This is a genomic window from Bradyrhizobium sp. R2.2-H (assembly GCF_004346455.1).
GTDB lineage: Bacteria > Pseudomonadota > Alphaproteobacteria > Rhizobiales > Xanthobacteraceae > Bradyrhizobium > Bradyrhizobium diversitatis.
This window is the reverse complement of the sequence record NZ_SMBR01000007.1, coordinates 12,947-38,108: the sequence shown is the minus strand read 5'-3', so window position 1 is coordinate 38,108 and position 25,162 is coordinate 12,947. Positions and strand designations below refer to the sequence as shown.

The 25,162-nt window shown below is 64.8% G+C and carries 20 protein-coding genes; 13 read left to right on the top strand and 7 right to left on the bottom strand.

The window, feature by feature from the left end; genetic code table 11:
- Positions 1-70 precede the first annotated feature (70 nt).
- The gene (locus EDE08_RS18930; protein WP_131870291.1) at positions 71-2,860 is read right to left on the bottom strand and encodes a [protein-PII] uridylyltransferase; all 2,790 of its coding nucleotides are present in this window, start codon (positions 2,858-2,860) and stop codon (positions 71-73) included.
- Positions 2,861-3,107: 247 nt separating this feature from the next.
- On the opposite strand from EDE08_RS18930, the gene EDE08_RS18925 reads away from it, so the two are divergent.
- The 3 genes from EDE08_RS18925 to EDE08_RS18915 all read left to right on the top strand — a co-directional run bounded on the left by EDE08_RS18925 (position 3,108) and on the right by EDE08_RS18915 (position 6,638).
- Positions 3,108-3,617 (top strand): OsmC family protein, encoded by a 510-nt coding sequence (locus tag EDE08_RS18925; RefSeq protein WP_131870290.1) that lies wholly within the window; start codon positions 3,108-3,110, stop codon positions 3,615-3,617.
- Positions 3,618-3,786: 169 nt separating this feature from the next.
- The gene (locus EDE08_RS18920) at positions 3,787-4,590 is read left to right on the top strand and encodes a hypothetical protein (RefSeq protein ID WP_131870289.1); all 804 of its coding nucleotides are present in this window, start codon (positions 3,787-3,789) and stop codon (positions 4,588-4,590) included.
- Between the two features lie 371 nt (positions 4,591-4,961).
- Complete coding sequence (locus EDE08_RS18915) at positions 4,962-6,638, top strand: methyl-accepting chemotaxis protein (protein WP_131870288.1); 1,677 nt, start codon at positions 4,962-4,964, stop codon at positions 6,636-6,638.
- Between the two features lie 2 nt (positions 6,639-6,640).
- Here EDE08_RS18915 and EDE08_RS18910 read toward each other — a convergent pair whose 3' ends face one another.
- The 3 genes from EDE08_RS18910 to mutS form a co-directional block, all read right to left on the bottom strand.
- Entirely contained in the window at positions 6,641-7,300 is a 660-nt protein-coding gene (locus EDE08_RS18910; RefSeq protein ID WP_131870287.1) for a hypothetical protein, read from the bottom strand.
- Positions 7,301-7,369: 69 nt separating this feature from the next.
- A complete protein-coding gene (locus EDE08_RS18905) occupies positions 7,370-7,735 on the bottom strand; it encodes a hypothetical protein (protein WP_131870286.1) in 366 nt (121 codons plus the stop codon).
- A 53-nt stretch (positions 7,736-7,788) separates the two neighbouring features.
- Positions 7,789-10,527, bottom strand: a complete 2,739-nt coding sequence (mutS, locus tag EDE08_RS18900; protein ID WP_131870285.1) for a DNA mismatch repair protein MutS — start codon at positions 10,525-10,527, stop codon at positions 7,789-7,791.
- A gap of 318 nt (positions 10,528-10,845) precedes the next feature.
- On the opposite strand from mutS, the gene pcaF reads away from it, so the two are divergent.
- From pcaF to EDE08_RS18870, 6 genes are all read left to right on the top strand, one after another.
- Entirely contained in the window at positions 10,846-12,054 is a 1,209-nt protein-coding gene (gene pcaF / locus EDE08_RS18895) for a 3-oxoadipyl-CoA thiolase (protein ID WP_131870284.1), read from the top strand.
- Between the two features lie 151 nt (positions 12,055-12,205).
- On the top strand, positions 12,206-13,099 hold the full coding sequence (locus tag EDE08_RS18890; protein WP_131870283.1) for a dioxygenase family protein: 894 nt from the start codon (positions 12,206-12,208) through the stop codon (positions 13,097-13,099).
- 119 nt (positions 13,100-13,218) lie between these two features.
- Positions 13,219-13,920 carry a protocatechuate 3,4-dioxygenase subunit beta gene (gene pcaH / locus EDE08_RS18885; protein ID WP_131870282.1) on the top strand — a complete coding sequence of 234 codons (702 nt, stop codon included), beginning with the start codon at positions 13,219-13,221 and terminating at the stop codon, positions 13,918-13,920.
- 1 nt (position 13,921) lies between these two features.
- Positions 13,922-14,524: a protocatechuate 3,4-dioxygenase subunit alpha gene (gene pcaG / locus EDE08_RS18880; RefSeq protein ID WP_131870281.1), complete on the top strand. Its 603-nt coding sequence runs from the start codon at positions 13,922-13,924 to the stop codon at positions 14,522-14,524.
- Positions 14,525-14,785: 261 nt separating this feature from the next.
- Complete coding sequence (locus EDE08_RS18875) at positions 14,786-16,474, top strand: methyl-accepting chemotaxis protein (RefSeq protein ID WP_131870280.1); 1,689 nt, start codon at positions 14,786-14,788, stop codon at positions 16,472-16,474.
- A 76-nt stretch (positions 16,475-16,550) separates the two neighbouring features.
- Positions 16,551-17,615 carry a phosphotransferase gene (locus tag EDE08_RS18870; protein WP_131870279.1) on the top strand — a complete coding sequence of 355 codons (1,065 nt, stop codon included), beginning with the start codon at positions 16,551-16,553 and terminating at the stop codon, positions 17,613-17,615.
- Positions 17,616-17,806: 191 nt separating this feature from the next.
- Here the strand turns inward: EDE08_RS18870 and EDE08_RS18865 are convergent, their stop codons facing one another.
- The 3 genes from EDE08_RS18865 to EDE08_RS18855 are packed head-to-tail and all read right to left on the bottom strand — an operon-like array spanning position 17,807 to position 21,047.
- The gene (locus EDE08_RS18865; RefSeq protein ID WP_131870278.1) at positions 17,807-19,363 is read right to left on the bottom strand and encodes an MDR family MFS transporter; all 1,557 of its coding nucleotides are present in this window, start codon (positions 19,361-19,363) and stop codon (positions 17,807-17,809) included.
- A 39-nt stretch (positions 19,364-19,402) separates the two neighbouring features.
- Entirely contained in the window at positions 19,403-20,572 is a 1,170-nt protein-coding gene (locus EDE08_RS18860; RefSeq protein WP_131870277.1) for an HlyD family secretion protein, read from the bottom strand.
- Positions 20,565-21,047: a MarR family winged helix-turn-helix transcriptional regulator gene (locus EDE08_RS18855; RefSeq protein ID WP_131870276.1), complete on the bottom strand. Its 483-nt coding sequence runs from the start codon at positions 21,045-21,047 to the stop codon at positions 20,565-20,567. The genes EDE08_RS18860 and EDE08_RS18855 overlap by 8 nt, the downstream gene beginning before the upstream one ends.
- Before the next feature lie 157 nt (positions 21,048-21,204).
- Here EDE08_RS18855 and EDE08_RS18850 point away from each other — a divergent pair, with 157 nt between their 5' ends.
- From EDE08_RS18850 to EDE08_RS18835, 4 genes are all read left to right on the top strand, one after another.
- Positions 21,205-21,699, top strand: a complete 495-nt coding sequence (locus EDE08_RS18850) for a Fur family transcriptional regulator (RefSeq protein WP_131870275.1) — start codon at positions 21,205-21,207, stop codon at positions 21,697-21,699.
- A 35-nt stretch (positions 21,700-21,734) separates the two neighbouring features.
- The gene (locus EDE08_RS18845) at positions 21,735-22,688 is read left to right on the top strand and encodes a DMT family transporter (RefSeq protein WP_131870673.1); all 954 of its coding nucleotides are present in this window, start codon (positions 21,735-21,737) and stop codon (positions 22,686-22,688) included.
- A gap of 12 nt (positions 22,689-22,700) precedes the next feature.
- A complete protein-coding gene (ispG, locus tag EDE08_RS18840; RefSeq protein ID WP_131870274.1) occupies positions 22,701-23,984 on the top strand; it encodes a flavodoxin-dependent (E)-4-hydroxy-3-methylbut-2-enyl-diphosphate synthase in 1,284 nt (427 codons plus the stop codon).
- A gap of 264 nt (positions 23,985-24,248) precedes the next feature.
- A complete protein-coding gene (locus EDE08_RS18835) occupies positions 24,249-25,145 on the top strand; it encodes a TauD/TfdA dioxygenase family protein (protein ID WP_131870273.1) in 897 nt (298 codons plus the stop codon).
- The last annotated feature ends 17 nt before the right edge of the window (positions 25,146-25,162 follow it).

Here is a 25,162-nt window from a genome sequence, read left to right as displayed (position 1 = left end):
CGGGTTCGATGCTCCGCATCGCCCCGGAATGACGAGTCGGGACAGACTGGTCCCGGAATGACGACAGATATTACGCCGCCGGCTGCACCGCCTTGTCGCCGGCCATGACACGGGTCAGCGCGCTCTTGATCGCGGCCTGCCGCGTCGGCGCGTTGATCTGTGCGCCCAGGAGGTCGGTGACGTAGAACACGTCGCGCGCGCGCTCGCCGAAGGTCGCGACATGGGCCGAGGCGATGTTGAGATTGAGCTTGGAGATGGCCGTGGTCAGCTCGTAGAGCAGGCCGGGCCGGTCGAGGCCCGAGACCTCGATCACGGTGTAACGGTCGGACCACTGGTTGTTGATGGTCACTTCCGGCTCGATCACGAACGGCTTCGCCTTGCTGCGGACGGTGCGCCGCGCCACGGCTTCGGGCAGGCGCAGCTTGCCCTCCAGCACGTCTTCGATCATCTCGCCGATGCGCGTGGCGCGCCGACCCTCGTCCTCGTCGCGGTCGTATTCCCGGGAGATCGAGATCGTGTCGAGCGCGCGGCCGTCGGTCGTGGTGTAGATCTGGGCATCGACGATGTTGGCTCCGGCCGAGGCACAGGCGCCCGCGATGATCGACAGCAGCCAGGGATGGTCGGCGGCAAAGATCGTCAGCTCGGTGACGCCGCGCACCTCGTCGAAGCCGACATTGATCGCCAGCTTGTGGCCGGCCTGCTCGCTGGAGCGGACGAAGCGGGCGTGGCGGATCTTGCGCGGCAGCTCGACCTTGAGCCAGTAGGCGGGATAGTGCCGGGCGATATAGGCGTCGAGCTCGTCCTTCGGCCATTCGGCGAAGGCCATGCGGAATTCGGCGTGCGCGGCCGCAAGACGTTTTCCCCGGTCGACCTCCGAGAACCCGCCTGTGAGCACCGGTTCCGTCTCATAGTATAGAGAGCGCAAGAGCTGCGCCTTCCAGCCGTTCCACACGCCCGGGCCGACGCCGCGGATGTCGGCCGTGGTCAGGATGGTCAAGAGTTTCATCTGCTCGACCGACTGCACCACGGCGGCGAAATTCTCGATGGTCTTGCGATCCGAGAGGTCGCGCGACTGCGCGACCGTGGACATCGTCAGATGCTCCTCGATCAGCCACGCCACGAGCTCGGTGTCGGCAGGACTGAAGCCGAGCCGCGGGCACAGCCGTCGGGCGACCTTCGCACCGGCGATCGAGTGATCCTCGGGCCTGCCCTTGGCGACGTCGTGCAGCAATGTCGCGATGTAGATCACCGCGCGGTGCTCGGGCCGGCTCTTGCGCATGAGATCGCTGGCGAGGGCGAATTCCTCGATGCCGCCGCGCTCGATGTCCTGGAGGAAGCCGATGCAGCGGATCAGGTGCTCGTCGACGGTGTAGTGATGATACATATTGAACTGCATCATCGAGACGATCTTGCCGAAAGCGCGGATGAAGTGGCCGAGCACGCCGGTTTCGTTCATCCGCCGCAGCACGATCTCCGCGTTGTCGGAGGTCAGAATCTGCATGAACAGCCGGTTGGCCTCGGGATTTTCGCGCAAGCCCGCGTTGATCAGGCCGAGCGAGCGCGTGACGTCGCGCATTGCATCCGGGTGGAAAGCGAGGTTGTTCTTCTGCGCGAGGCGGAAGATGCGGATCAGGTTGACCGGATCGTGCTTGAACACGTCCGGTGCGGCGACGTTGATGCGGTTGTTGTCGACGATGAAGTCGTCGCTGTCGGGGACGCGCCGCTTCGCCGCGGTCGGCCGCAGCCGCGCCATCATCCGGCTCAGCACCGGTGCAGGCTTGGCCTGCTGGTCCTCGAGCTTGGCGCAGAGAATGGCGGTGAGGTTGCCGACCTCCTTGGCGACCAGGAAGTAGTGCTTCATGAAGCGCTCGACGTCCTGCATGCCGGGATGCGAGGTGTAGCCGAGGCGTATGGCGATCTCGCGCTGGAGGTCGAAGGACAGGCGCTCCTCGGCGCGGCCAGAGTAGAAATGCAGATTGCAGCGCACCGACCAGAGGAAATCGGCGCAGCGGCGGAAGGTGCGGTATTCCTGCGCGTCGAACACGCCGCGCGCGACCAGCTCGTGGGTATCGCGCACCCGGTAGACGTATTTGGCGATCCAGAACAGAGTATGCAGGTCGCGCAAGGCTCCCTTGCCGTCCTTGACGTTGGGCTCGACCAGATAGCGCGACTGGCCGCCGCGGCGGTGCCGCTCCTCGCGCTCGGCGAGCTTTGCGGTGACGAATTCCGACGCGGTGCCCTGCACGACTTCCTTGTCGAAGCGCTCGACGAGCTCCTCATAGAGCGGCTTGTCGCCGGTGAGGAAGCGCGTCTCCAGGATCGCAGTGCGGATCGTCATGTCGCCGCGCGCCTGCCGGATCGATTCGTCGACCGAGCGGGTGGCGTGACCGACCTTCAGCCCCATGTCCCATAGGCAATAGAGGATCGCCTCGGCGACCTGCTCGCCCCAGGCGGTCTGCTTGTAGGGCAGGATGAAGAGCAGATCGATGTCCGATTCCGGCGCCATCAGGCCGCGGCCATAGCCGCCCGTGGCCACCACCGCCATGCGCTCGGCGCCGCTCGGGATCGGCGAGCGGTAGAGATGGCGGGTCGCTGCCGAATACAGGATGCGGATGATCTCGTCCTGCACGTGGCACAGCCGCTCGGCGCAGCGCCGGCCGTGGCGGTCCTTCAAGAGGATCGCCTGCGCCGCGGCGCGCGCTGCGATAAGCTCCGCCTTGAGCAATTGCGCCATCGCCGTGCGGAACGCGTCCTCGCGTCCCTGATACTGTTCGGCAAGCGCATCGACCGCGGCGGTGATCCGCGCGGTGTCGAAACGATCGTCCGCCCCGGCCTTCTGCTCAGTCGCGATGCTGTCCATGTCCCTCCGGATATAAGAGGTGACAGGCGCTGTCACGAGACATTCGCAAGCCGGCGACCGATGAGCTCGGTCATGCAGATCGGACAGTCTCTGGCGCTGCTCGTGATTCAAGTCTAACATCATGAAAATACGTTTGTTTTTGGCTCGATTCCGGTCGCTCATGGCAGGTCCCATCAATCATGAGCTGACACGAAACCGGCCGTCTTCTATACCGCTCGTGAGGAACGACATGCCGGGAGAGAACAAGATGGACGCTGTCCAACTGCGCCAGATGCAGGCCCCAATCAAGGAGCGCTACAAGGCCGATCCCAAGGCCGCGCTGATCACGCTGAAGGCCAAGGGCTCCACCGACAGCGAAGGCATCGCCTGCAAGGTCGAGACCGGCCGTGCCATCGCGATGGCCGGCCTGCATCCGGGCACTGGCGGTTCCGGCCTCGAGCTTTGCTCCGGCGACATGCTTCTTGAAGCGCTGGTCGCCTGTGCCGGCGTCACGCTGAAGTCGGTCGCGACCGCGATCGAGGTGCCGCTCAAGACCGGCAACGTCTACGCCGAGGGCGATCTCGACTTCCGCGGCACGCTCGGCATCGACAAGGAGACTCCGGTCGGTTTCGCCGAGATCCGCTTGCGCTTCGAGGTCGACACCGACGCGCCGCAGGACAAGCTCGACCTGCTGCTCAAGCTCACCGAGCGCTATTGCGTGGTCTATCAGACCATCAAGAACGGCCCGAAGGTCTCGGTGTCGATGCAGCGGATGTAGGGCGAAGGTCGCTCCTCCACAATTGGTGTCGTCCCGGCGAACGCCGGGACCCAGAATCGCTAGCGCCGATTGTATCGCCGAACTGACCACCAAAACTGCTTAACACAGCGAAGCCTGTGAGTATGGGTCCCGGATCTGCGCTGCGCTTGTCCGGGACGACAAAACAAAAATGTCCCTCGACCTCCACTTCATCCTCTTCCTGCTCCTGCGCATGGCGATCGCGGCGGCGTTCGTGGTGTCGGCGTCGATCATCACCGAACGCGCGGGGCCTGTGATCGGCGCGCTGGTCGCGACCCTGCCGGTATCTGCCGGTCCATCCTACGTCTTCCTCGCGATCGATCATGACGCCGCCTTCATCGCGCAGGGTGCGCTGGCGAGCCTGCCGGTCAATGCGGCGACGATTTTCATGTCTCTCACCTATGTCGTGCTGTCGCAGCGGCACAATCTCGTGGTGAGTTGTGGAAGCGCCGTCGCGGTCTGGATCGTACTTGCATCGATCATCCGCCGGTTCGACTGGTCGCTCGCCGCGGGGCTTGCTGCCAACCTGATCGCGTTCGGCATCTGCATCCCGCTCCTGGCGCGGTATCGCCACGTGAAAATGCCGCTGGTGACGCGCCGCTGGTACGACGTGCCGATGCGGGCTCTGCTGGTTGCGACCCTCGTCGCCATCGTGGTCTCGACGTCAGGATGGGTCGGCCCGCGGATCAGCGGTATCATCGCGCTGTTTCCGGTCGTGTTCACCAGCATGATGGTGATCCTGCACCCGCGAATCGGCGGCCCGCCGACGGCCGCGGTGCTTGCCAACTCCGCCTGGGGATTGCTCGGCTTCGGCATGGCGATCGCCATCATGCACATTGCGGTGGTGCAATTCGGATCGGCGACAGGTCTTTCTCTTGCCCTTGCAACCTGCGTGCTGTGGAACTTGACGCTGTGGCAGCGTGGACGCGTCATGCGGAAGGCGCGGTCTCCGTGAGACTACGGAGCGGAGCGTCATCGCGTCGCGCAAACGCGGGCCCAGAAATGTCCAGCACAGCGCGGCGCACGCACAAGCCATTGATCGAGATGCGTCATTTCAAATCGCAGCCGCGATTGCCGTTGATCTTCGATGCGCACAGAATCGCTCTGGTTCCAGCCGATTTCCGACAGGTCTATTAGAACTTTCTTCGCGCTTTTCATCTACGAATAAACCAGCGTACCCGCGTCCGTTGCCGTGAGCGCGAACTCGTCCGAGCTGCATCCGAGTGCAGGGACGCGCGGGAATTGTCGATTTGAATACGGCTATGCCGCTGCAATTGTTACTTCCCCCACAAGCCGTCCACGCTATTTCGAGATGGAGATTCCTTGATGTTCGGTCGCAAGTCCCACAGTGATGCACAGGCACGGCTCGACGCCATCGGCCGTTCGCAGGCCATGATCGAATTCAATCTCGACGGCTCGATCATCACGGCGAACAAGAACTTTCTCGACGCCCTCGGCTATCGGCTCGACGAAATTCAAGGCAAGCATCACTCCATGTTCGTGCCGCCCGACCAGCGCGAGTCCGCCGAGTACAAGGCGTTCTGGGCTGCATTGAACCGTGGCGAGTATCAGGCGCGCGAGTTCAAGCGGATCGCGAAGGACGGCCGCGAGGTCTGGATCGAAGCATCCTACAATCCGGTGCTCGACGGCAACGGCAAGGCGGTGATGGTCGCCAAGATTGCGACCGACATCACTGCGAAGAAGATCCGGAGCATGACGGATGCGTCGAAGATCGCCGCCATCAGCCGCGCTCAGGCCGTCATCGAATTCAAGCTCGACGGCACCGTCGTCACGGCCAACGAGAATTTCTGCAAGACGCTCGGCTACTCGCTGGCGGAGATCGAGGGCAAGCACCACAGCCTGTTCGTGACCGAGGCCGAACGCAACAGCTCGGCCTATCGCGAATTCTGGGCCGCGCTCAACCGCGGCGACTACCAGGCCGGCGAGTTCAAGCGGATCGCCAAGGGCGGCCGCGAGGTCTGGATTCTCGCCTCCTACAATCCGCTGCTCGACGAAAGCGGCAGGCCGTACGGGGTCGTCAAGTTCGCAACCGACGTGACCGCGGAGAAGCTGAAGAATGCCGATCTTGCCGGCCAGATCGCCGCGATCGACAAGGCCCAGGCCGTGATCGAGTTCAACATGGACGGCACGATCATCACCGCCAACGCCAACTTCCTCGGCGCGCTCGGCTATTCGCTGGCCGAGATCAAGGGCCAGCATCACAGTATGTTCGTCGAGCCCAGCGAGCGCGATGGCGCCGGCTACCGCGAGTTCTGGGCCGCGCTCAATCGCGGCGAATACCAGGCGGCCGAATACAAGCGCATCGGCAAGGGCGGCAAGGAGGTCTACATCCAGGCCTCCTACAACCCGATCCTCGATCTCAACGGCAAGCCGTTCAAGGTCGTGAAATACGCCACCGACACCACGCGGCAAGTGCTGGTCCGCATGGGCAATGAGCGCGTCCGCGGCATGATGGAATCGGTCGCTGCCGGCTCGGAGGAGCTCAACGCCTCGGTGCGGGAAATCTCCGAGGCGATGACCAAATCCCGCGAAACCGCGATGAGCGCGGTTGATCAGGTTTCGTCCGCCGACGCTCAGGCCCAGCGCCTCACCGAAGCCGCGCAGGCGATGAGCGGCATCGTCGAGATGATCAACAACATCACCGGGCAGATCAACCTGCTTGCGCTCAACGCCACGATCGAGTCGGCCCGCGCCGGCGAAGCCGGCCGCGGCTTCGCGGTGGTCGCCTCCGAGGTCAAGAGCCTCGCCAACCAGGCCAAGCAGGCCACCGACAAGATCGGCGAGGAGATCGGCAGCCTCAACAGCATTTCCGGCGACGTCGTCAGCGCGCTCGGTTCGATCAAGCAGGCGATCAACAATGTCAGCGAATACGTCACCTCGACGGCCGCGGCGATCGAGGAGCAGAGCACGGTGACGAACGAGATGTCGACCAGCATGCAGCGCGCGGCGGCAGAAGCGGCGGCGATCGCGTCGCGGGCGTAGGCCTATCCTGCGTTCCGCGGTGGCGGATGTCGGAGCATGAAGTCCGCGCGCGAACGCACCGCCGGGCTGCGGTCGTCCGCGATGAGGGCGACTAGCTCGCTTTCGTGAGTTAACTGAGGGCGCGCTACGATCATTGCATCGGCGACAATCTTCCTCACGAAGGCAGATTTGTCGAGAAGGCCGTTGGCGATGTACGTGGCTGCTGCGTGGTCTCGTAGAAGCTCGCGGGATTCGAACGTCGGGATACGTTTACGCAGGCCGTAGACCCTGTCGACCCAGATCCAGTCATATCCTGTTTGCCATCGCGCTTTGCCCGAAATCAGGCTTTGGTACGCGATTGCTCTGACGGCCGGTTGAATTGCCTGGGCCGCGAGAATCGGCAAGTGTCGATCAATACCTGGATGCTGAAGTGCATTGCGGAGACATGCAGCCATCGGCCCATTTGTCCGCGTCCGCAATCGATCGGCGATGGCCGCGATGACGTCCTCGCGTGCAAGAATTCGATTAAGGGTCTCCGCCTCGTCGCGCCATCGCCCCCAAATCAGACGGCGGCTGAGGAGATAGAGGCCGGTCTCGGCTGCGATTTCGGGGGAGACGCCAGCACCAATGCGCTCGATGCAGTACTTTGCCGCCCAACGGACCTGCCCGACCCAATCGTTCAATCGCCATGCCAGCGCCGAAAGAAAAAATGGTGATCGGGGTGGCGCATTGATGTGCCGGAGAGCCGCTTCTCAGATATGTCCGTTGGGATGAAACAGGAATAGCCAGGCGTAGTCCGGGTTGATTTTCAGAAGGTCCCGTTCCGATGGTGGGTCGTCCTTGATGCGGTCGAATGCGAACACCTTCCAGGACAGAGGCAAGCTGAAGCGCGCACGAGGCACGACGCGAATGGGTGCGTTTCGCGAAAGCCATCGGCCCAATCTGGCGCTGGTAGCGATTTCGCTGCTGGCTCTTACAATTGACTCAGGCGGGAGCTGGGCCAATTCGTCCAGAACCTCCTTCAGTTCCTGTCCCGCATTCGAGCCTTGATGGTCCTTCAACTGAGCCAATCGGTCGGAGAGTGCAGGAGGAAGAATGGTCGTGGAGCGCTTGGCCATGCTTCAGCATGACAGCATTCTCTAGTTGTTGAAAGGGGCCGTGGCCCGCACCATCACTGCTTCGGCAGCCTGGCCCTCAACGCATAGAGCGCGTCCAGCGCTTCGCGCGGCGACATTTCGTCGGGGTGCAGCGCCTTCACCGCCTCCATCAGCAACTCGGCTTCGGTCGGCGGCGCGGCTTCCGCGGCGGCGCGCGAGGGCACGGCGAACAGCGGCAGGTCGTCCACCAAGGCTCGCGCGGTCTGGCCGCGGTCCTGCGCCTCCAACTTGGAGAGCACGGATTTGGCGCGTGTGATCACTGCCGGCGGCAGGCCGGCGAGTTTCGCCACCTGGATGCCGTAGGAGCGGTCGGCCGAGCCCGGCAGCACCTCGTGCAGGAACACGACGTTGCCCTGCCATTCCTTGACCCGCACCGTCGCATTGAACATCCGCGACAGCTTGGCCGCGAGTGCGGTCAGCTCGTGATAATGCGTCGCGAACAGCGTTCGGCAGCGATTGCTCTCGTGCAGATGCTCGATCGCGGCCCAGGCGATCGAGAGGCCGTCGAAGGTCGCGGTGCCGCGGCCGATCTCGTCGAGGATGACGAGCGAGCGCTCGCCGGCCTGGTTCAGGATCGCCGCGGTCTCGACCATCTCCACCATGAAGGTGGAGCGGCCGCGGGCGAGATCGTCGGCGGCGCCGACGCGCGAGAACAGGTGATCGACGATGCCGATCCGCGCGCGCGTGGCCGGCACGAAGCTGCCGATCTGCGCCATCAAGGCAATCAGCGCATTCTGGCGCAGGAAGGTCGATTTACCGGCCATGTTCGGGCCGGTGAGCAGCCAGAGCTGGCCTGACTTCTGCGTCGGCGCAGGCGACAGGTCGCAGGCATTGGCGATGAACGGCTCGCCGTTGCGCTTCAGGGCCTGCTCGACCACGGGATGGCGGCCGGCCTCGATCGCAAAGCTGAGGGAGCCATCAACCTCGGGCCGCACATAGTTCTCATCCACAGCAAGCTTGGCCAGCGACGTCGCGACGTCGAGCAGCGCAAAAGCTTGCGCCGCGGCGCGCAGATCGTCGCTGATCGCGAGCGCTTTTGCACAGAGCCGTTCGAAGATCTCGAGCTCGAGGCCGAGCGCGCGGTCGCCGGCATTGGCGATCTTGGCTTCGATCTCGCCGAGCTCGGAGGTTGTGAAGCGCACCTGCCCGGCCAGCGTCTGGCGATGGATGAAGGTGGCGTTCAGCGGCGGCGACATCAGCTTGTCGCCGTGCTGGGCGGTGACCTCGACGAAATAGCCGAGTACGTTGTTGTGGCGGATCTTCAGAGCCTTGACGGAGGTCGCGTCGGCGTAGCGCGCCTGCATCGAGGCCACCACGAGGCGTGAGGCGTCGCGCAGGTTCCGTGCTTCGTCCAGCGCCGGCTCGTAGCCCTGACGCACGAAGCCGCCGTCGCGCTTGATCAGGGGCAGCTGCTCGTCGAGCGCACGGGCAAATTCGGATGCGAGTTCGCGCGACGGCCTTTGCAGCGCCGCCATCACCGCCGTGATCTCCTGCGGCGGCGCATCCAGTTCGGAGAGCCGCGTCAGCACCTGGTCGGCGGCGATGACGCCGTCGCGGATGCCGGCGAGGTCGCGCGGTCCGCCGCGGCCGACCGAGAGCCGAGCCAATGCGCGCGACATGTCGGGCGCGCCGCGCAATATGCTGCGAATGTCCTCGCGTGCCGCGGAATCGGCAACGAGGGCGCTGACCGCGTCGAGCCGGCGGGCGATCGCCGGGGCATCCGTCAGCGGCGCCGCCAGACGCTGTGCGAGCAGGCGCGAACCCGCCGAGGTGACCGTGCAGTCGATCGCGTCGAGCAGCGAGCCGCGACGCTCGCCGGCCAGTGTCCGCGTCAGCTCGAGATTGGCACGGGTGGCCGGATCGATCGCCATGGTCGCGCCGGAAGCCTCACGCGCGGGCGGCGACAGCGGCGGATGCTTGCCGACCTGGGTGCGGTCGACATAGGTGACTGCCGCGGCCGCGGCGGTGGCCTCCAGGCGCGTGAGCTGGGAGAGCCCGTCCATGGTCGCGACGGCAAAGTAGTCGCACAGCCGCTTCTCGGCGGTCGCGCCGTCGAATACGTCGCGGGTCAGCGGCGTCACCGCCGGCAGCTCGCGCAGGGTCTGTCCGAGCTCGCTGTCGTTATAGAGGGCGTCGGTGACGATCGCCTCGTTCGGGTTGATGCGCGCCAGCGTGGCGGCGAGCTCGCCGCCCGAAACTTCGGTGACCATGAATTCGGCGGTCGAGATGTCGATCCAGGCAAGGCCGAAGCGGTCGCCGCCGGCGGAGGAGCGGGCACGCGCGATCGCCAGCAGGTAATTGTTGGCGCGCGCGTCGAGCAGCGTGTCCTCGGTCAGCGTGCCCGGCGTCACCAGCCGCACCACGCCGCGGCGCACAACGCTCTTGTTGCCGCGCGCCTTGGCCGCGGCGGGATCCTCGGTCTGCTCGCAGACCGCGACCCGGTGGCCGGCCGAGATCAGGCGATGCAGGTAATCCTCGGAGCGCTCGACCGGCACGCCGCACATCGGGATATCCGCGCCCTGATGCTTGCCGCGCTTGGTCAGGACGATGCCGAGCGTTTTCGAGGCGATCTCCGCGTCCTCGAAGAACAGCTCGTAGAAGTCGCCCATCCGGTAGAACAGCAGGAGGCCCTGATGCGCCGCCTTGATCTCGAGGTACTGTTCCATCATCGGCGTGATGCGCGCGGCGGCTTCGGCCTGCGGCGCGGGCGTGTCCTCGGGGGGCGGGACAGGTATCGGCTGTTGCATCGTCATGGGCGGCGCAACCTACAAAATTTCGCCTCCTGCTCCTATCGCTTTGGCCCGGGAGGAGAGGTTTTCCACGTTGTCCGCAGTGCGGAAGCGGTCGCCACATTCTCCGCTGTCATTCCGGGATGCGCCGTCAGGCGCAGACCCGGAATCCATCGGGCCGCACGTCACGCCGATAAATGGATTCCGGGTTCGCGCCAAATGGCGCGCCCCGGAATGACGTCTGACCCGCGAAACCGTCAATTGACCTGCCGCGGGCGCCCTCCTAAAACTCCGCCGACATTGAAGAATTTGGCCGAACCGCGGCATTCAGGGAGAACAACGATGCGTGACGTCTTTATCTGCGATGCCGTGCGGACCCCGATCGGCCGTTTCGGCGGGTCGCTCGCCAAGGTGCGCGCCGACGATCTGGCCGCCGCCCCCATCAAGGCGCTGATGGCAAAGCACCCCAATCTCGATTGGGCGCAGGTGGACGAAGTGTTTTTCGGCTGCGCCAACCAGGCCGGCGAGGACAACCGCAACGTCGCGCGCATGGCGCTGCTGCTCGCGGGCCTGCCGGATTCGGTTCCCGGACAGACCCTGAACCGGCTCTGTGCCTCCGGCCTCGATGCCGTCGGCGCTGCGGGGCGTGCCATCCGTTCCGGCGAGATCGAGCTCGCCATCGCCGGCGGCGTCGAGTCCATGACCCGCGCGCCCTTCGTGATGGGCAAGGCGCAGGAGGCCTTCTCGCGCTCGGCTGAAATCTTCGACACTACCATCGGCTGGCGCTTCATCAATCCGCTGCTCAAGGCGCAGTACGGCGTCGACGCGATGCCCGAGACCGGCGAGAACGTCGCCGAGGAATTCCAGGTTTCGCGCGCCGACCAGGACGCCTTCGCCATCCGCTCGCAGCAGCGCGCCGGCGCGGCGATCGCGGCGGGCTATTTCGCCGAGGAGATCATCCCGATCACCATTCCCGGCGGCAAGGCCGGCCCCATCACGGTCGACAAGGACGAGCATCCGCGTCCCGAGACCACGCTGGAAGGTCTCGCCAAGCTGAGGCCGATCGTGCGCAATCCCGGAACGGTGACGGCCGGCAACGCCTCCGGCGTCAATGATGGTGCCGCCGCCATGATCCTGGCCTCGGAAGCTGCGGTGAAGAAGCATGGCCTGACGCCGCGGGCGCGCATCCTCGGGCTCGCCTCGGCCGGCGTGCCGCCGCGCATCATGGGCATCGGCCCGGTGCCGGCCACCCGCAAGCTGATGGAACGCCTCGGCAAGAAGATCAGCGATTTCGACCTGATCGAGCTGAACGAAGCCTTCGCCTCGCAAGGCATCGCCTGCATGCGCCAGCTCGGCGTGCCTGATGATGCCGATTACGTCAATCCGCATGGCGGCGCCATCGCCCTCGGCCATCCCCTTGGCATGAGCGGCGCGCGCCTCGCGCTCACCGCCGTCCACGGCATGGAGAAGCGCGGTGGCAAGCTGGCGCTCGCCACCATGTGCGTCGGCGTCGGCCAGGGTGTGGCCGTCGCGATCGAGAAGGTGAACTGACGGGACGCGTAGCGTCCCGTCATCCCGGGACAGCCCGAAAGGGCTGAACCTGGGATCTCGAGATTCTCAGGTGCGCAATTGCGCACCAGAGTGCGATGCGTCGCATCGTCCTGGAATGACGGCGTTTGTTGTTGCTTCAAGGGACCGTCCCATGATCATCGAGCGCGAGCAGGACGTCACGGCCACGGCGCTGGCGGTGATGGAGCGGACATCCGATCCACGGCTGCGCGAGATCATGGTCTCCCTCGTCAAGCACCTGCACGCCTTCGTCCGCGATGTCCGCCTGACCGAGAAAGAGTTCCGCGACGCGACCGCCGTCATCGCCGAGCTCGGCAAGCTGACGACCGACACGCATAATGAAGTTGTGCTGATGGCGGGCTCGCTCGGCGTTTCGCCGCTGGTGTGCCTGCTCAACAATGGCGATCAGGGCAATACCGAAACCGATCAGTCGCTGCTTGGGCCGTTCTGGCGGCTGAACTCGCCGCGCGTGGAGAACGGTGGCTCCATCGTCCGTTCCGAGACGCCGGGCGCGCCGCTGTTCGTGAGCGCCCGTGTCGTCGACAGGGACGGCCGTCCCGTCGCCGGCGCCGAGATCGATGTCTGGCATGCCTCGCCGGTCGGCCTCTACGAGAACCAGGACCCCGAGCAGGCCGACATGAACCTGCGTGGCAAGTTCACGACCGACGCGGATGGGCGCTTCTCGTTTCGTTCGGTGATGATGGTCGGTTATCCCATTCCGACCAATGGCGTGGTCGGCCGCCTGCTCGAGGCGCAGAGCCGGCATCCCTACCGGCCCGCGCATCTGCACGCCCTGATCTTCAAGCCCGGGTTCAAGGTGCTGATCTCGCAGGTCTACGATCCCGCCGACCCGCATATCGACAGCGACGTGCAGTTCGGGGTGACGCAGGCGCTGATCGGCAAGTTCCAGCGCCACGACACGCCGCATCCCACCGCACGTGATGTTGCGGCGCCCTGGTACTCGCTCGACCACACCTATCGTCTGGAGGCGGGGGAGGCCGTGCTGCCGCGTCCGCCGATCAAATAGCGCGATCCTGCCGGGCGCGGGACGCCTGCCAAACCGGCTTCCCTAGATTAGTTATATTCTATAATGATCGGCGGAAGCGTTGACTGGCCAGACCGAAATGGCCGGGGAGGAGTTCGCCCATGACATTCATCTATCCCGTCGACAGCAACAAGGCGCATCCGCTGCCGCTGTCGCCCGAGTACAAGAGCTCGATCAAGCGCGCGCCGAACAAGCCCTTGATTCCGATGCGCCACACCCTGTCGGAGCTGACCGGCCCGGTCTACGGCCATGAGACCGTGCGCGAGGGCGACAACGATCTCACCACCCAACACAGTGGCGAGCCGATCGGCGAGCGCATCATCGTCCACGGCCATGTGCGCGACGAGGACGGCCGCGGCGTGCCGAACTCGCTCGTCGAGATCTGGCAGGCCAATTCCTGCGGCCGCTACGTCCATGTCCGCGACCAGCATCCGGCGCCGCTCGATCCGAACTTTACGGGCGCCGGCCGCACCGTGAGCGATGCGTCCGGTTACTACCGTTTCGTCACCATCAAGCCGGGCGCCTATCCCTGGGGCAATCATCACAATGCGTGGCGGCCGGCGCACATCCATTTGTCGGTGTTCGGCCATTCCTTCGTCACCCGCCTCGTGACGCAGATGTACTTCCCGAACGATCCGCTGTTCCCATTCGACCCGATCTTCAACTCGGTGCCGGACGAGAAGGCGCGGGCGCGGATGGTTTCCTCGTTCGATCTCGAGAACACAAAGCCCGAATGGGCGCTGTGCTACCGCTTTGACATCGTGCTGCGCGGCAAGAACGCTACGCCTATGGAGAACCACTAAAGTGCAAGAGTCTGTGAAGCCTGACGGTATCACCCCATCGCAGACCGTCGGTCCGTTCTTCAAATACGGCCTGACGCCGACCGGCGAATACGCCTGGAACGACGCGTTCACCAACTCGACGCTGACCCCCGACGTGTCGGGCGACCGCATCCGTATCGAGGGCCGCGTGTTCGATGGCGACGGCGTTGCCGTGCCGGATTGCATGCTGGAGATCTGGCAGCCGGATGCGCAGGGACGCTTCGCCGACCCGCAGGACAAGCGTGCGCTGCCGAATGCGAGTTTCCGCGGCTTTGCCCGCTGCGGCACCGACAAGGACGGCAACTACGCCTTCGACACCATCAAGCCGGGCGTGGTGCCGGATCCCGACGGCAAGCCGCAGGCGCCGCACATCCTGCTTGCGGTGTTCGGCCGCGGCATGCTGCGGCATCTCTACACCCGCATCTATTTCAGCGACGAGGCCGGCAACGCGGCCGATCCCGTGCTGGCGCTGGTCCCGGCTGACCGCCGCGCCACGCTGACGGCGGTGCGCGAGGCCGGCAAGGCGGTTTACCGGCTCGACCTGCATCTCCAGGGCGACGACGAGACAGTGTTCTTCGAAGTCTGAGCGAAATGTGCCGACGGCGCCAGGTCGTCGGCACCACGTTTCCTATCCAGCGCAACCGCGATCGGCGCTGCCTTGCATCAGGCCTGATCGTCTCCATGCTCGCCTGTGCGTCAGTCCCGCTGACCCAAATCCGAGTGATCGACGCTCAATTCCCGTAGCGTTTCGGAGCCTTTCTTTCGGAGACTTTCCCGCAGGGCAATCCCGCATTTACCATATTGATCTAGGCTCCTCGCGGTTTCAGCGCGCGCCCTGGATTATTTCATGAAGATTCGTCTGTCATTGTCGGCCGCGATCATCGCTTTCGGGATCGTCCTTGCCATCGGCTTTGCTGCGGTTGTTTCCACCAGCCTCTATGCGCTGCGCGAGCTCAAGGTCGGCGGCCCGCTCTATTCCGACATCAAGCTCGGCAACGACCTCATCGCCGACATCCTGCCGCCGCCGGAATACGTCATCGAAGCCTATCTCGAGGCGACCCTGGCCATGCGCGAGCTGGACCAGCTGGCCGCCCATGGCGAACGCCTGGTCCAGCTCCGCAAGGATTACGACGAACGCAAGGCGTTCTGGGTCTCCTCCAGCCTCTCAGCCGACCTCAAGACCGCGCTGGTGTCGAAGTCCGATGCCGAGGTGCAGAAATTCTGGAAGGCGTCCGACCAGCTTCTGCCGGCCCTCAAGGCCAAGGATGCGGCGGCTTCCGAGCGCGCCTACGCGCAGCTCAAGGAGGCCTATACCGCGCATCGCGCCGTCATCGACAGCATCGTCGAGAACGCCAACAAGCAGAATGCCGCCATGGAGAAGCTGGCCGCGGACCGCGACAGCTCCATCCTCTATATCCTCCTCGGCGTCTCCGCCGCCGTCCTGGCCTTCATTGCCGCGGGGCTGCTCGGCGTTGCTTTGGGCGTGGTGCGTCCGATCGTGCGCATGACGGACACGATGCAGAAGCTCGCGACCGGCGATCTCGCCGCCGACATCCCGTTCGCGCACCGCCAGGACGAGGTCGGCTCGATGGCGGGCGCGCTTGTGGTCTTCAAGCAGGCGGCGGTCGAGAATTCCCGTCTGCGCGAGGAGCAGTTGCGGCAGGAGCAGGAGGCAGCGCTTGCCAAGCGCTCCGCCCTGCACCAGATGGCCGAAACCGTCGAGCGCGAGACCGGCCGCTCGGTCGACACCGCGACCGCGGCGACGCAAGGCGTCGAGCGGGCCGCCTCCGGCCTGTCGGAGATCGCGAAGTCGCTCTCGGCGCAGTCGCAGGCGGTCGCGGCGGCCTCGACGCAGGCCCTCGGCAGCTCGCAGGCCGTCTCGGCCGCAGCCGAAGAACTGAGCGCCTCGATCCGCGAGATCGCAAGCCAGGTCGCACGCACCAGCACCGTCACCAAATCGGCGGTCGCCGGCCGCGAGCAGGCGCGTTCGACCATCCAGGCGCTGGCCGGGTCGGTGAAAAAGATCGCCGAGGTCTCCGACCTGATCGGCGGCATCGCGGGCCAGACCAACCTCCTCGCGCTCAACGCCACGATCGAGGCGGCGCGCGCCGGCGAAGCCGGCCGGGGCTTCGCGGTGGTCGCCGCCGAAGTGAAATCCCTGTCCGACCAGACCGCCAAATCCACCGAGGAGATCGGGCGGCTGATTGCGGAGATCCAGGCCTCGACACAGGCCGCGGTTGATTCCGTCGAGGCCATGGGGGGTCACATCGTCGAAATCGACGGCGTGGCGACCTCGGTCGCCGCCGCGATGGAAGAGCAGGATGCCGCGACGCGGGAGATCTCGCGGTCGATTTCCGAATCGGCCGCCGCGGCGAAGGAGGTCTCGGCCAAGATCGGCGATGTCAGCCGCGACGCCGCCTCCGTCAACCAGCGCGCCGCGGACGTCAGGCAGGCGATCGCCGGGATGGCGGCCAATCTCGAACAGCTGCGGTCGGTCGTGGTGCGAACCGTGCGCGACTCGACGGCGGCGGCTTGAGCCCGGCATCAGCTCCGCCGCTGGTGCCCTGAAGTGTGATCGTGCAGTATGGCGCGGGATAGGGGCATCGTGGTTCATGACATCTCCACAATTGCCGGCGGTCGTTGAGCCCGCCCGACTGACGGCCGCGCTGCGTCGGGGCGGCGTGCTGGACGCCGGCGCGGTGCGCGAAGTGAAGATGCTGCATCAGCGCGACACCGCCGTGTCGCATATCATCCGTCTCGGCCTGCGTTATGTCGGCGAATCCGCCGGCGCTCCGCAGTCGCTGATCCTCAAGATGCCCAATTCCGCCTTCGCCGAGCGCCTCGCCAATGGCGGCAGGCGCGAGGTGGACTACTACATGCAGCTCGCACCGAGAATGCCGCCGGGACTCGTGCCGCGCTGCTTCGATGGGCATTTCGATGAGCGGAGCCTAGCCTGGCATCTTCTGCTCGAAGATCTCACCGACAGCCATGCAACCGCGACCCAATGGCCGTTGCCGCCGTCGCGCGGTCAGGCGGTTGCGATCGTCACGACGCTCGCACGTTGGCATGCGGCATGGTGGGACCATCCCGATCTTGGTGACACCGTCGGCACGCTGGCGAGCGCCGAGGACAGCGCGCAGCGTATGGAGACCTTTGCCGGCCATTACGATCGTTTCGCCGATCTGCTCGGTGATCGCCTCAGCGAAGAACGGCGCATTCTCTACCGCCGTCTCATCGATCAGTCGGAACCGCTATCCCAGCGCTACCATTCGCGCCGTCATCTCAGCATCACCCATGGCGACGCTCATATCTGGAATTTCCTGCTGCCGCGCGCGGGCGTTGCCGATACCGTGCGCATCTTCGATTTCGATCTTTGGAGCATCAACGTTCCGACTCACGACCTCTCCTATATGATGGCCATGCATTGGTATCCGGAACGCCGGCAGGCACTCGAACGCCCGCTGCTCAATGTCTACCACAATACGTTGATCGAAAGCGGCATCACCGGCTATTCGCGCGGCGCGCTCGATCGCGACTATCGCTGGGCGGTGCTCTGGCAGATCACGAGGCCGGTCTGGCAGTGGAGCATCGACATCCCGCGGGTAATCTGGTGGAACAATCTGGAGCGGGTGTTTGCGGCGGTGGACGATCTAGGCTGCGAGGAGTTGTTGGGATAGGGCAAGCCGCATATTCAGTGTCGTCCCGGACAAGCGCGCCCAAAGCGCGCGCCGATCCGGGACCCATACTCCCGGAACGGAGTGGTCTTGCAAGAGTGATAACTCCGAATCCCCGTAACAACGTCTTCCTGGGGGTATGGGTCCCGGATCTGCTCTCCGCTTGTCCGGGACGACAAACGGTGGTTGGGGCGTCACTCCATCACCGCATGCTCCGGCCCCGCCGCCTGCTTGCGCAGCGTGGCCTTGGTCGAGCCGATCAGCAACGCGAGCGGCAGGGTAAAGAGCACGAAGATCATCACCAGCTGGTAATCATGGGAGAAGGCGATGATCTGCGCCTGCACGCTGACCATCCTGTCGGCCATGGCGCGGCCGGTGTCGGTGGACAGATTGATGATGCCGCTGACGCCGGGCATCTGCAGTGCGTGGTTGAACGGATTGACGTGCTCGGAGAGGATCGCGTAGGTCCACCGCGTGCCCTGCGTCAATTGCGCGATCACGATGGAAATGCCGACCGAGCTTGCGACGTTGCGCATCAGGGTCAGCATCGCGGTGCCGTCGGTGCGCAGCTCGTTCGACAGCGTCAGGAACGCCACGGTCGAGAGCGGCACGAAGACGAGGCCGAAGCCAAAACCCTGGATGACGCTGACGGTGACGATCTCCGGCACCTGGGTCAGGTCGGTCCAGCCGGTCATCTGGAACAGCGAGCCGGCGGTCAGCGCCAGCCCGGCGATGATCAGCGTGCGCGCCTCGACATAGCGCATCATGCGGCCGACCAGCATCATGGCGAAGAAGGTGCCCAAGCCGCGGCTCGCCAGCAGCAGGCCGGCGGTGATGATGGGATAGCCGATAACGTTCTGCATGTAGGGCGAGGCCAGCGCCATGGTCGAGAACAGTACGAGCCCCATCACGATCATGAACACGCAGCCGGTGACGAAGTTGCGATCCCGGAACAGCGCGAAGCGGATGAACGGCGTCGACGTCGTGAAGGAGTGCGCGAGGAAGAAGTAGAAGGCGGCGGCGGAGACGATGAACTCCGCGACGATCTCGTTGGATTCCAGCCAGCCCAATTGCTCGCCGCGGTCGAGCGCGAGCTGAAGTGCGCCGATCGCGACCGCAAGCGCGGCGAAACCGAACCAGTCGAATCTGAGGCTGAGATTCCTGTCGGTCTCATCCATGAAGACGATGAGGCCGAGTACGGTAATGGCGCCGAAGGGCAGATTGACGAAGAAGACCCAGTGCCAGGAATAGGTCTCTGTCAACCAGGCTCCGAGTGAGGGCCCCATGATCGGGCCCATCATCACGCCCATGCCCCAGATCGCCATCGCCTTGGCGCGCTCCTGGAGCGTGTAGTAGTCGAGCATGACCGATTGCGATAGCGGCACCAGGGCCGCGCCAAACACCCCCTGCAGCAGGCGGAACAGCACCATCTGGTTGATGTCCTGCGCGAGGCCGCACAGCACCGAGGCCATGGTGAAGCCGGCCGCGCAGATGATGAAGATGCGCTTGCGGCCGAAGCGGTTGGCGATCCAGCCCACCGGCGCCGTCATGATCGCTGCGGCGACGATATAGGAGGTCAGCACCCAGTTGATCTGGTCCTGCGAAGCCGACAGGCTGCCCTGCATGTATGGCAGGGCGACGTTGGCGATGGTGGTGTCCAGCGCCTGCATGATGGTCGCGGTCATGGCGCAGATCGTCACCATGTTTCGGCGCAGGCCGGGGACCATCAGGCTGGCATTGGCGTCGGACATCGGATCAGTCCTTGTCGCAGTCTCTAGCTCGGTCTTTTCTTAGTCTTGGTCTTTGTCCTGGCCCGCAGTCGCCGACAGGCCGAACAGGCCGGCCAGCGAGCGCTTGTGTCCGGTGTCGATGGTCGCATAGACGCTCATGCCGGCTTTCAGCTTCCGCACATATTTGTCGGTCTCGTCGAAATAGATCCGGATCGGCACGCGCTGCACCACCTTGACGAAGTTGCCGGTGGCATTCTGCGGCGGCAGGATCGCGAACTGCGCACCGGTACCGGGCGAGAGCGAGCCGATCTTGCCCTTGAAGACGTGGTTCGGGAACGCATCGACCTCGAGCGTGACGGGTTGTCCCTCAGTGACGTAAGTGAGGTCGCTCTCTTTGGGATTTGCGTCGACCCAGGGATGGGCCACGTCGATGATCGAGAACACCGGCGTGCCGACAGCGACGTAGCGGCCGAGCTGGATCTGCTCCACTTGCGTCGCCACGCCGCCCATTGAGGCACGCACCACGGTATGGTTGAGATTGCGCTCGGCGTTGTCGAGCTTGGCCTTGGCCTCCGCATAGGCCGGGAATCTTTCCAGCGGCAGGTCGGGATCGCCGAGCAGTTGGGTCTTCGCCGTCGAGAGCTGCTGCCTGACGTATTGCGCCACGGATCCGGACGTGACCAGCGCGTTCGAGGCGTTGTCGAGGTCGAGCTGCGAGCCGTAATTGTTCTTTACCAGCGCCTGCTTGCGCTCGACGTCGCGCTGCTTCAGATCGACGCCCTGCTGGGCGAGGTTTAGCATGTCGCCATAGATCTTGATGTTGGCGCGCAGGTTTTCATAGGTCGTCTGCGCCTGCGTCAGCTGTGCTCTGGCTTCGTCCACCGCGAGGCGGAACGGCACGGGATCGATCTCGAACAGCACGTCGCCCTGCTTGACGAGCTGGCCCTCCTTCACGACCACCTTCTGGATCTTGCCGGAGATGTCGGGCGTCACCAGCACCTTCTGCGCGCCGACATAGGCGTCGTCGGTGCCGACATAGCGTCCGCCATTGAGATAGAAGGTGAGGCCGCCGATGGCGACGACGACCGGCAGCACGACCAGCAACAGGAAACGGCGATAGCGGCGCAGGCCCGCCACCAGGCGGCGGCGCGGATCGGAGCCGGCCTTCTTGGCCGGCTTGCCGCCGTCGCTCTTCTGCTCGGGCTGGAACTTGAGAATCTGATCAGCCATAGCGCTGCTCCTTACGCGCTTGTTCCGCCCCGCTGGCCTGGATCGCGGTCCGCACGTTTTCCTTGATGGTTTCGAGCTGGGTGAGGAGACGGTGGGCATCCGCCGGATTGATGCCGCCGAGCGCGTTGGCGGTGATCTCGGACCTGAGCCCGGTCATCCGGCCGAGCAGCTGCCGGCCGGCCTTCTTCAAATAGAGGCGCTTGACGCGGCGGTCCGAGGCGTCGCTACGCCGCTCGAGCCAGTCGTTGTCGCAGAGCTTGTCGATCATGCGCGTCAGCGTGATCGGCTGCACCTCGAGCAGTTCGGCGAGCTCCGACTGCTTCATGCCCTCGCTGCGCTCGACCTTGGCCAGCACGGCCCATTGCGCGCGGGTGATGCCGAACCGCGAGGCCTCCTTGTCGGCATAGACGCGCAGCAGGCGGTAGAGCTCGGCGAGCGTGAACAGGAAGTTCTGGTCGACAGACCCGCGGGTCATGAGTTTGGTCTCCAATAAGCAGGAGATATCATAAGCAAGCTTATGATTATTTCATGGCGGATTAGCGGGTGGCTGTCCCGCAGCGCGGGCATGGCTGGCAGCCGTTTGCAGTGTCGTGCTTTGGGTTCCCGGGCCGAAATGCTAAAAGATCGGCCGCATGACCCTCGCAAACCCGGTATTTCCCGCGCCCGATCACGATCACCGCCGCTGCACCGCGGATGCGCTCGCGCATGCCGAGGCCGTCTGCGAGCAGCGCGCGCAGAAATTCACGCCAATCCGCCGACAGGTGCTGGGAGCCTTGCTTTCCAGCCACCGCCCGCTAGGTGCCTATGAGGTGATCGGCGAACTGGCAAAATCGATGGCGCGGCCGGCGCCGATCACGGTCTATCGTGCCCTCGATTTCCTGATGGCCAACGGCCTCGTGCATCGCATCGAGAGCCGCAATGCCTATCTCGCCTGCGCCGCCCATGATCACGATGCGACCTCGGCTGTGGCGTTCCTGATCTGCGAGCGCTGTGGCCTCGTCGGCGAGATCCCTTCGGCGTCCTTTGCCGGGGATCTCAACGCGGCCGCGCGCGCCTCGGGCTTTGCCCCCAAATTGTCTGTGGTGGAGATCACGGGCGTCTGCACCCATTGTCAGAAGACTGCATAGACCAACAACGGCGCAAAGCCGGTATTCGGGAAGAAATGTCCTCAGCTCAAATCGTGCCCTCCGCCGCACGCCCCCTCAGTGCCGGCGCCATTGCCCTGATGCTCATGCTGTGCCTGACTTGGGGGTTCAACCAGATCGCGGTGAAGCTGGTGCTGCTGGACATTCCGCCGATGCTCCAGGCCACCATCCGCTCGATGGGCGCGCTACCGGTGCTGTTCATCATCGGCACCCTGCGTGGCGTCAATTTCTTCGAACGCGACGGCACCTGGAAGCCCGGCCTGATCGCCGGGCTGATGTTCGGCATCGAGTTCGTGTTGATCTTCCAGGGGCTGCGTCTCACGTCTGCTTCGCGTGCGGTGGTGTTCCTTTACACGGCGCCGTTCTTCGTCGCGCTCGGCTCCTATCAGGTGCTTGGCGAGCGTCTCGGCGGCTCGCAATGGCTGGGCCTGGCCATCAGCTTTGCCGGTGTGGCGCTTGCGATCGGCGTGCCGCAGCCCAATGTCGATTCGCATGTTCTGCTCGGCGACCTCATGATCGTCGGCGGCGCCGCGCTGTGGGCCGCGACGACGCTGGTTGCCAAGGGCACGCGGCTGCGCTTCGCCGCGCCCGAGAAGGCGCTGGGCTATCAGGTCGCCACCTCGATCCCGATTCTGGGGATGGCGGCCTGGCTGTTTGGCGAATCGATCACGCACATGCCGGCGCCGCTATCGCTCGGCCTGATGGCGTTCCAGGCGATCTGGGTGGTGGGAACCACGTTCACGCTTTGGTTCGCGCTGGTGAAGACCTACTCGGCCAGCAAATTGTCGGCTTTTACCTTCATCACCCCTTTGTTTGGCGTGGTCGGTAGCTATTTCATCATGCACGACACCCTGAGCCTGGCATTCGGGGCCGCTGCGGTCCTTGTAATTGCTGGGCTTTTTCTGGTTAACCGTCCGAGCCAAGCGGCTGCGGAGCCGCGTGATGCATTGCTGAACGTCACCAAAACCTGATATTTGGACCCCATGAACAAGCTCGAAAATCCCCTCGATTCCGACCTCGCGGGCCCCGCGCCCCGGCACCGGACCACTCAGGTCAAGGTCGGCAATGTCGCCGTTGGCGGCGGTGCGCCGATCGTCGTGCAGTCGATGACCAACACCGACACCGCCGACATCGACGGCACCATCGCCCAAGTCGCAGCGCTCGCGCGCGCCGGCTCCGAAATGGTCCGCATCACCGTGGACCGTGAGGAGGCCGCTGCCGCCGTTCCGCACATCCGTGACGGCCTCGCTAAGCGCGGCATCACGACGCCCCTGATCGGCGACTTCCATTATATCGGCCACAAGCTGCTTGCGGCCTATCCGGCCTGCGCCGAGGCGCTGGCGAAATACCGCATCAATCCCGGCAATGTCGGCTTCAAGGACAAGCGCGACACCCAGTTCGCCGACATCATCGAGATCGCGAACAAGAACAACAAGCCGGTCCGCATCGGTGCCAATTGGGGCTCGCTCGACCAGGAGCTTTTGACCAAGCTGATGGACGAGAATGCCGCGTCGGCCAATCCGCGCGACGTGCGTGCGGTGACGCGCGAGGCCATGGTGCAGTCCGCACTGCTCTCGGCCGCGCGCGCCGAAGAGCTCGGCATGCCCAAGGACCGCATCATCCTCTCCGCCAAGGTCTCTGCGGTGCAGGATCTCATCGCGGTCTACCAGGATCTCGCGTCGCGCTCCGACTACGCCATCCATCTCGGCCTGACCGAGGCCGGCATGGGCTCGAAGGGCATCGTGGCGTCCTCGGCCGCGCTCGGCATCCTCTTGCAGCAGGGCATTGGCGATACCATCCGGATCTCGCTGACTCCGGAGCCCGGCGGCGACCGCACCCGCGAGGTGCAGGTCGGCCAGGAGCTCTTGCAGACCATGGGCTTCCGCACCTTCGTGCCGCTGGTCGCGGCCTGCCCCGGTTGCGGCCGCACCACTTCGACCACGTTCCAGGAGCTGGCGCGCTCGATCCAGGATTTCATCCGTGACGAGATGCCGACCTGGAAGACGAAGTACCCTGGCGTCGAGGAGCTCAACGTCGCGGTGATGGGCTGCATCGTCAACGGCCCCGGCGAGTCCAAGCATGCCAATATCGGCATCTCGCTGCCGGGCACCGGCGAAGCCCCGGCCGCGCCTGTCTTCGTCGACGGCAAGAAGTTCCGCACGCTGCGTGGCCCGACCATCTCCGCCGACTTCAAGGCGCTGGTGATCGACTACATCGACCAGCGCTACGGCCAGGGCGCCAAGGTGCCGGTATCAGCGGCGGAGTAGTTTCACTCCGCCAGCGCTCCACACACGTCCGTCGTCCCGGACAAGCGCGCCTCAAGCGCGCGCCGATCCGGGACCCATAACCACAGGACTGTGCGGTTACGACGGGCTGTCACTCCGAGTCTTCGCCAAACCTGATCCTGTGACTATGGGTCCCGGATCTGCGCTCGCGCTTGTCCGGGACGACGGCTGTGTTTGCGGTGCAGATTGCGTATCTGTCACCGCGCGTTACGATGTCTTCAATCAACAATGATCGGGAGACACGCCATGAGCTCACTCGCCGGCAAGCAGGGCCCGCGCTATCGCCACACGATTGACGACGGCGCGCCGTACGAAACTATCGCGGTCGAGAAGCTCACCCCCATCATCGGCGCGGAGATCTCGGGCGTCGATATCGGCGCGCTCGTCGAGGGCGACACCCGCTCCAACCGGCAGATGGACGAGATCCACCGCGCGCTCGCCGAAAACCTCGTCATCTTCTTCCGCGACCAGCACATCATGCCACAGCAGCATCTCGCCTTCGGCCGCAAGTTCGGCGAATTGCATGTCCATCCGGCTGCGCCGCACGAGGACGACGATCCGGCGCTGATGAAAATCTATGCCGACAAGAATTCGCCGCGCGCCAATGGCGAGGGCTGGCATTCCGACGTGTCCTGCGATCTCGAGCCGCCGATGGGCTCGATCCTTTACATCAGGCAATGCCCGCCACGCGGCGGCGACACGCTGTTCGCCAACATGTACGCGGCCTATGAGGCGCTGTCGGACCGCATGAAGGCCTATCTCGACGGGCTCACCGCGCTGCACGATGGCGAACCGATCTATCGCGGGCTCTACGCCAATTACGGCGTCGCCGACCGCCCGTCCTATCCGCATGCCGAGCATCCCGTCGTGCGCACGCATCCGGTCACGGGCAGGAAGGCGCTCTACGTCAACCGCGGCTTCACCCGCCACATCAACGGCATCCCGCGCGACGAGAGCGATGCGATGCTGGCCTATCTCTACCAGCACGCCGAGAACCCGCTGTTCCAGTGCCGCTTCCGCTGGACCGAGAACGCCATCGCCTTCTGGGACAACCGCTGCACCCAGCACCGCGCGATGTGGGACTACTGGCCGCACACGCGCTCGGGCACGCGCGTGACGGTGACGGGGGAAAGGCCGGTCTAGGCTCGTGCCCCGGACGC

What these genes read in the sequence shown, in the direction of transcription:
- EDE08_RS18930 (WP_131870291.1), bottom strand. Translation starts at nt 2,860, where the DNA reads ATGGACAGCATCGCGACTGAGCAGAAGGCCGGGGCGGACGATCGTTTC.
- EDE08_RS18925 (WP_131870290.1), top strand. Translation starts at nt 3,108, where the DNA reads ATGGACGCTGTCCAACTGCGCCAGATGCAGGCCCCAATCAAGGAGCGC.
- EDE08_RS18920 (WP_131870289.1), top strand. Translation starts at nt 3,787, where the DNA reads ATGTCCCTCGACCTCCACTTCATCCTCTTCCTGCTCCTGCGCATGGCG.
- EDE08_RS18915 (WP_131870288.1), top strand. Translation starts at nt 4,962, where the DNA reads ATGTTCGGTCGCAAGTCCCACAGTGATGCACAGGCACGGCTCGACGCC.
- EDE08_RS18905 (WP_131870286.1), bottom strand. Translation starts at nt 7,735, where the DNA reads ATGGCCAAGCGCTCCACGACCATTCTTCCTCCTGCACTCTCCGACCGA.
- mutS (WP_131870285.1), bottom strand. Translation starts at nt 10,527, where the DNA reads ATGACGATGCAACAGCCGATACCTGTCCCGCCCCCCGAGGACACGCCC.
- pcaF (WP_131870284.1), top strand. Translation starts at nt 10,846, where the DNA reads ATGCGTGACGTCTTTATCTGCGATGCCGTGCGGACCCCGATCGGCCGT.
- EDE08_RS18890 (WP_131870283.1), top strand. Translation starts at nt 12,206, where the DNA reads ATGATCATCGAGCGCGAGCAGGACGTCACGGCCACGGCGCTGGCGGTG.
- pcaH (WP_131870282.1), top strand. Translation starts at nt 13,219, where the DNA reads ATGACATTCATCTATCCCGTCGACAGCAACAAGGCGCATCCGCTGCCG.
- EDE08_RS18875 (WP_131870280.1), top strand. Translation starts at nt 14,786, where the DNA reads ATGAAGATTCGTCTGTCATTGTCGGCCGCGATCATCGCTTTCGGGATC.
- EDE08_RS18870 (WP_131870279.1), top strand. Translation starts at nt 16,551, where the DNA reads ATGACATCTCCACAATTGCCGGCGGTCGTTGAGCCCGCCCGACTGACG.
- EDE08_RS18865 (WP_131870278.1), bottom strand. Translation starts at nt 19,363, where the DNA reads ATGTCCGACGCCAATGCCAGCCTGATGGTCCCCGGCCTGCGCCGAAAC.
- EDE08_RS18860 (WP_131870277.1), bottom strand. Translation starts at nt 20,572, where the DNA reads ATGGCTGATCAGATTCTCAAGTTCCAGCCCGAGCAGAAGAGCGACGGC.
- EDE08_RS18855 (WP_131870276.1), bottom strand. Translation starts at nt 21,047, where the DNA reads ATGACCCGCGGGTCTGTCGACCAGAACTTCCTGTTCACGCTCGCCGAG.
- EDE08_RS18850 (WP_131870275.1), top strand. Translation starts at nt 21,205, where the DNA reads ATGACCCTCGCAAACCCGGTATTTCCCGCGCCCGATCACGATCACCGC.
- EDE08_RS18845 (WP_131870673.1), top strand. Translation starts at nt 21,735, where the DNA reads ATGTCCTCAGCTCAAATCGTGCCCTCCGCCGCACGCCCCCTCAGTGCC.
- ispG (WP_131870274.1), top strand. Translation starts at nt 22,701, where the DNA reads ATGAACAAGCTCGAAAATCCCCTCGATTCCGACCTCGCGGGCCCCGCG.
- EDE08_RS18835 (WP_131870273.1), top strand. Translation starts at nt 24,249, where the DNA reads ATGAGCTCACTCGCCGGCAAGCAGGGCCCGCGCTATCGCCACACGATT.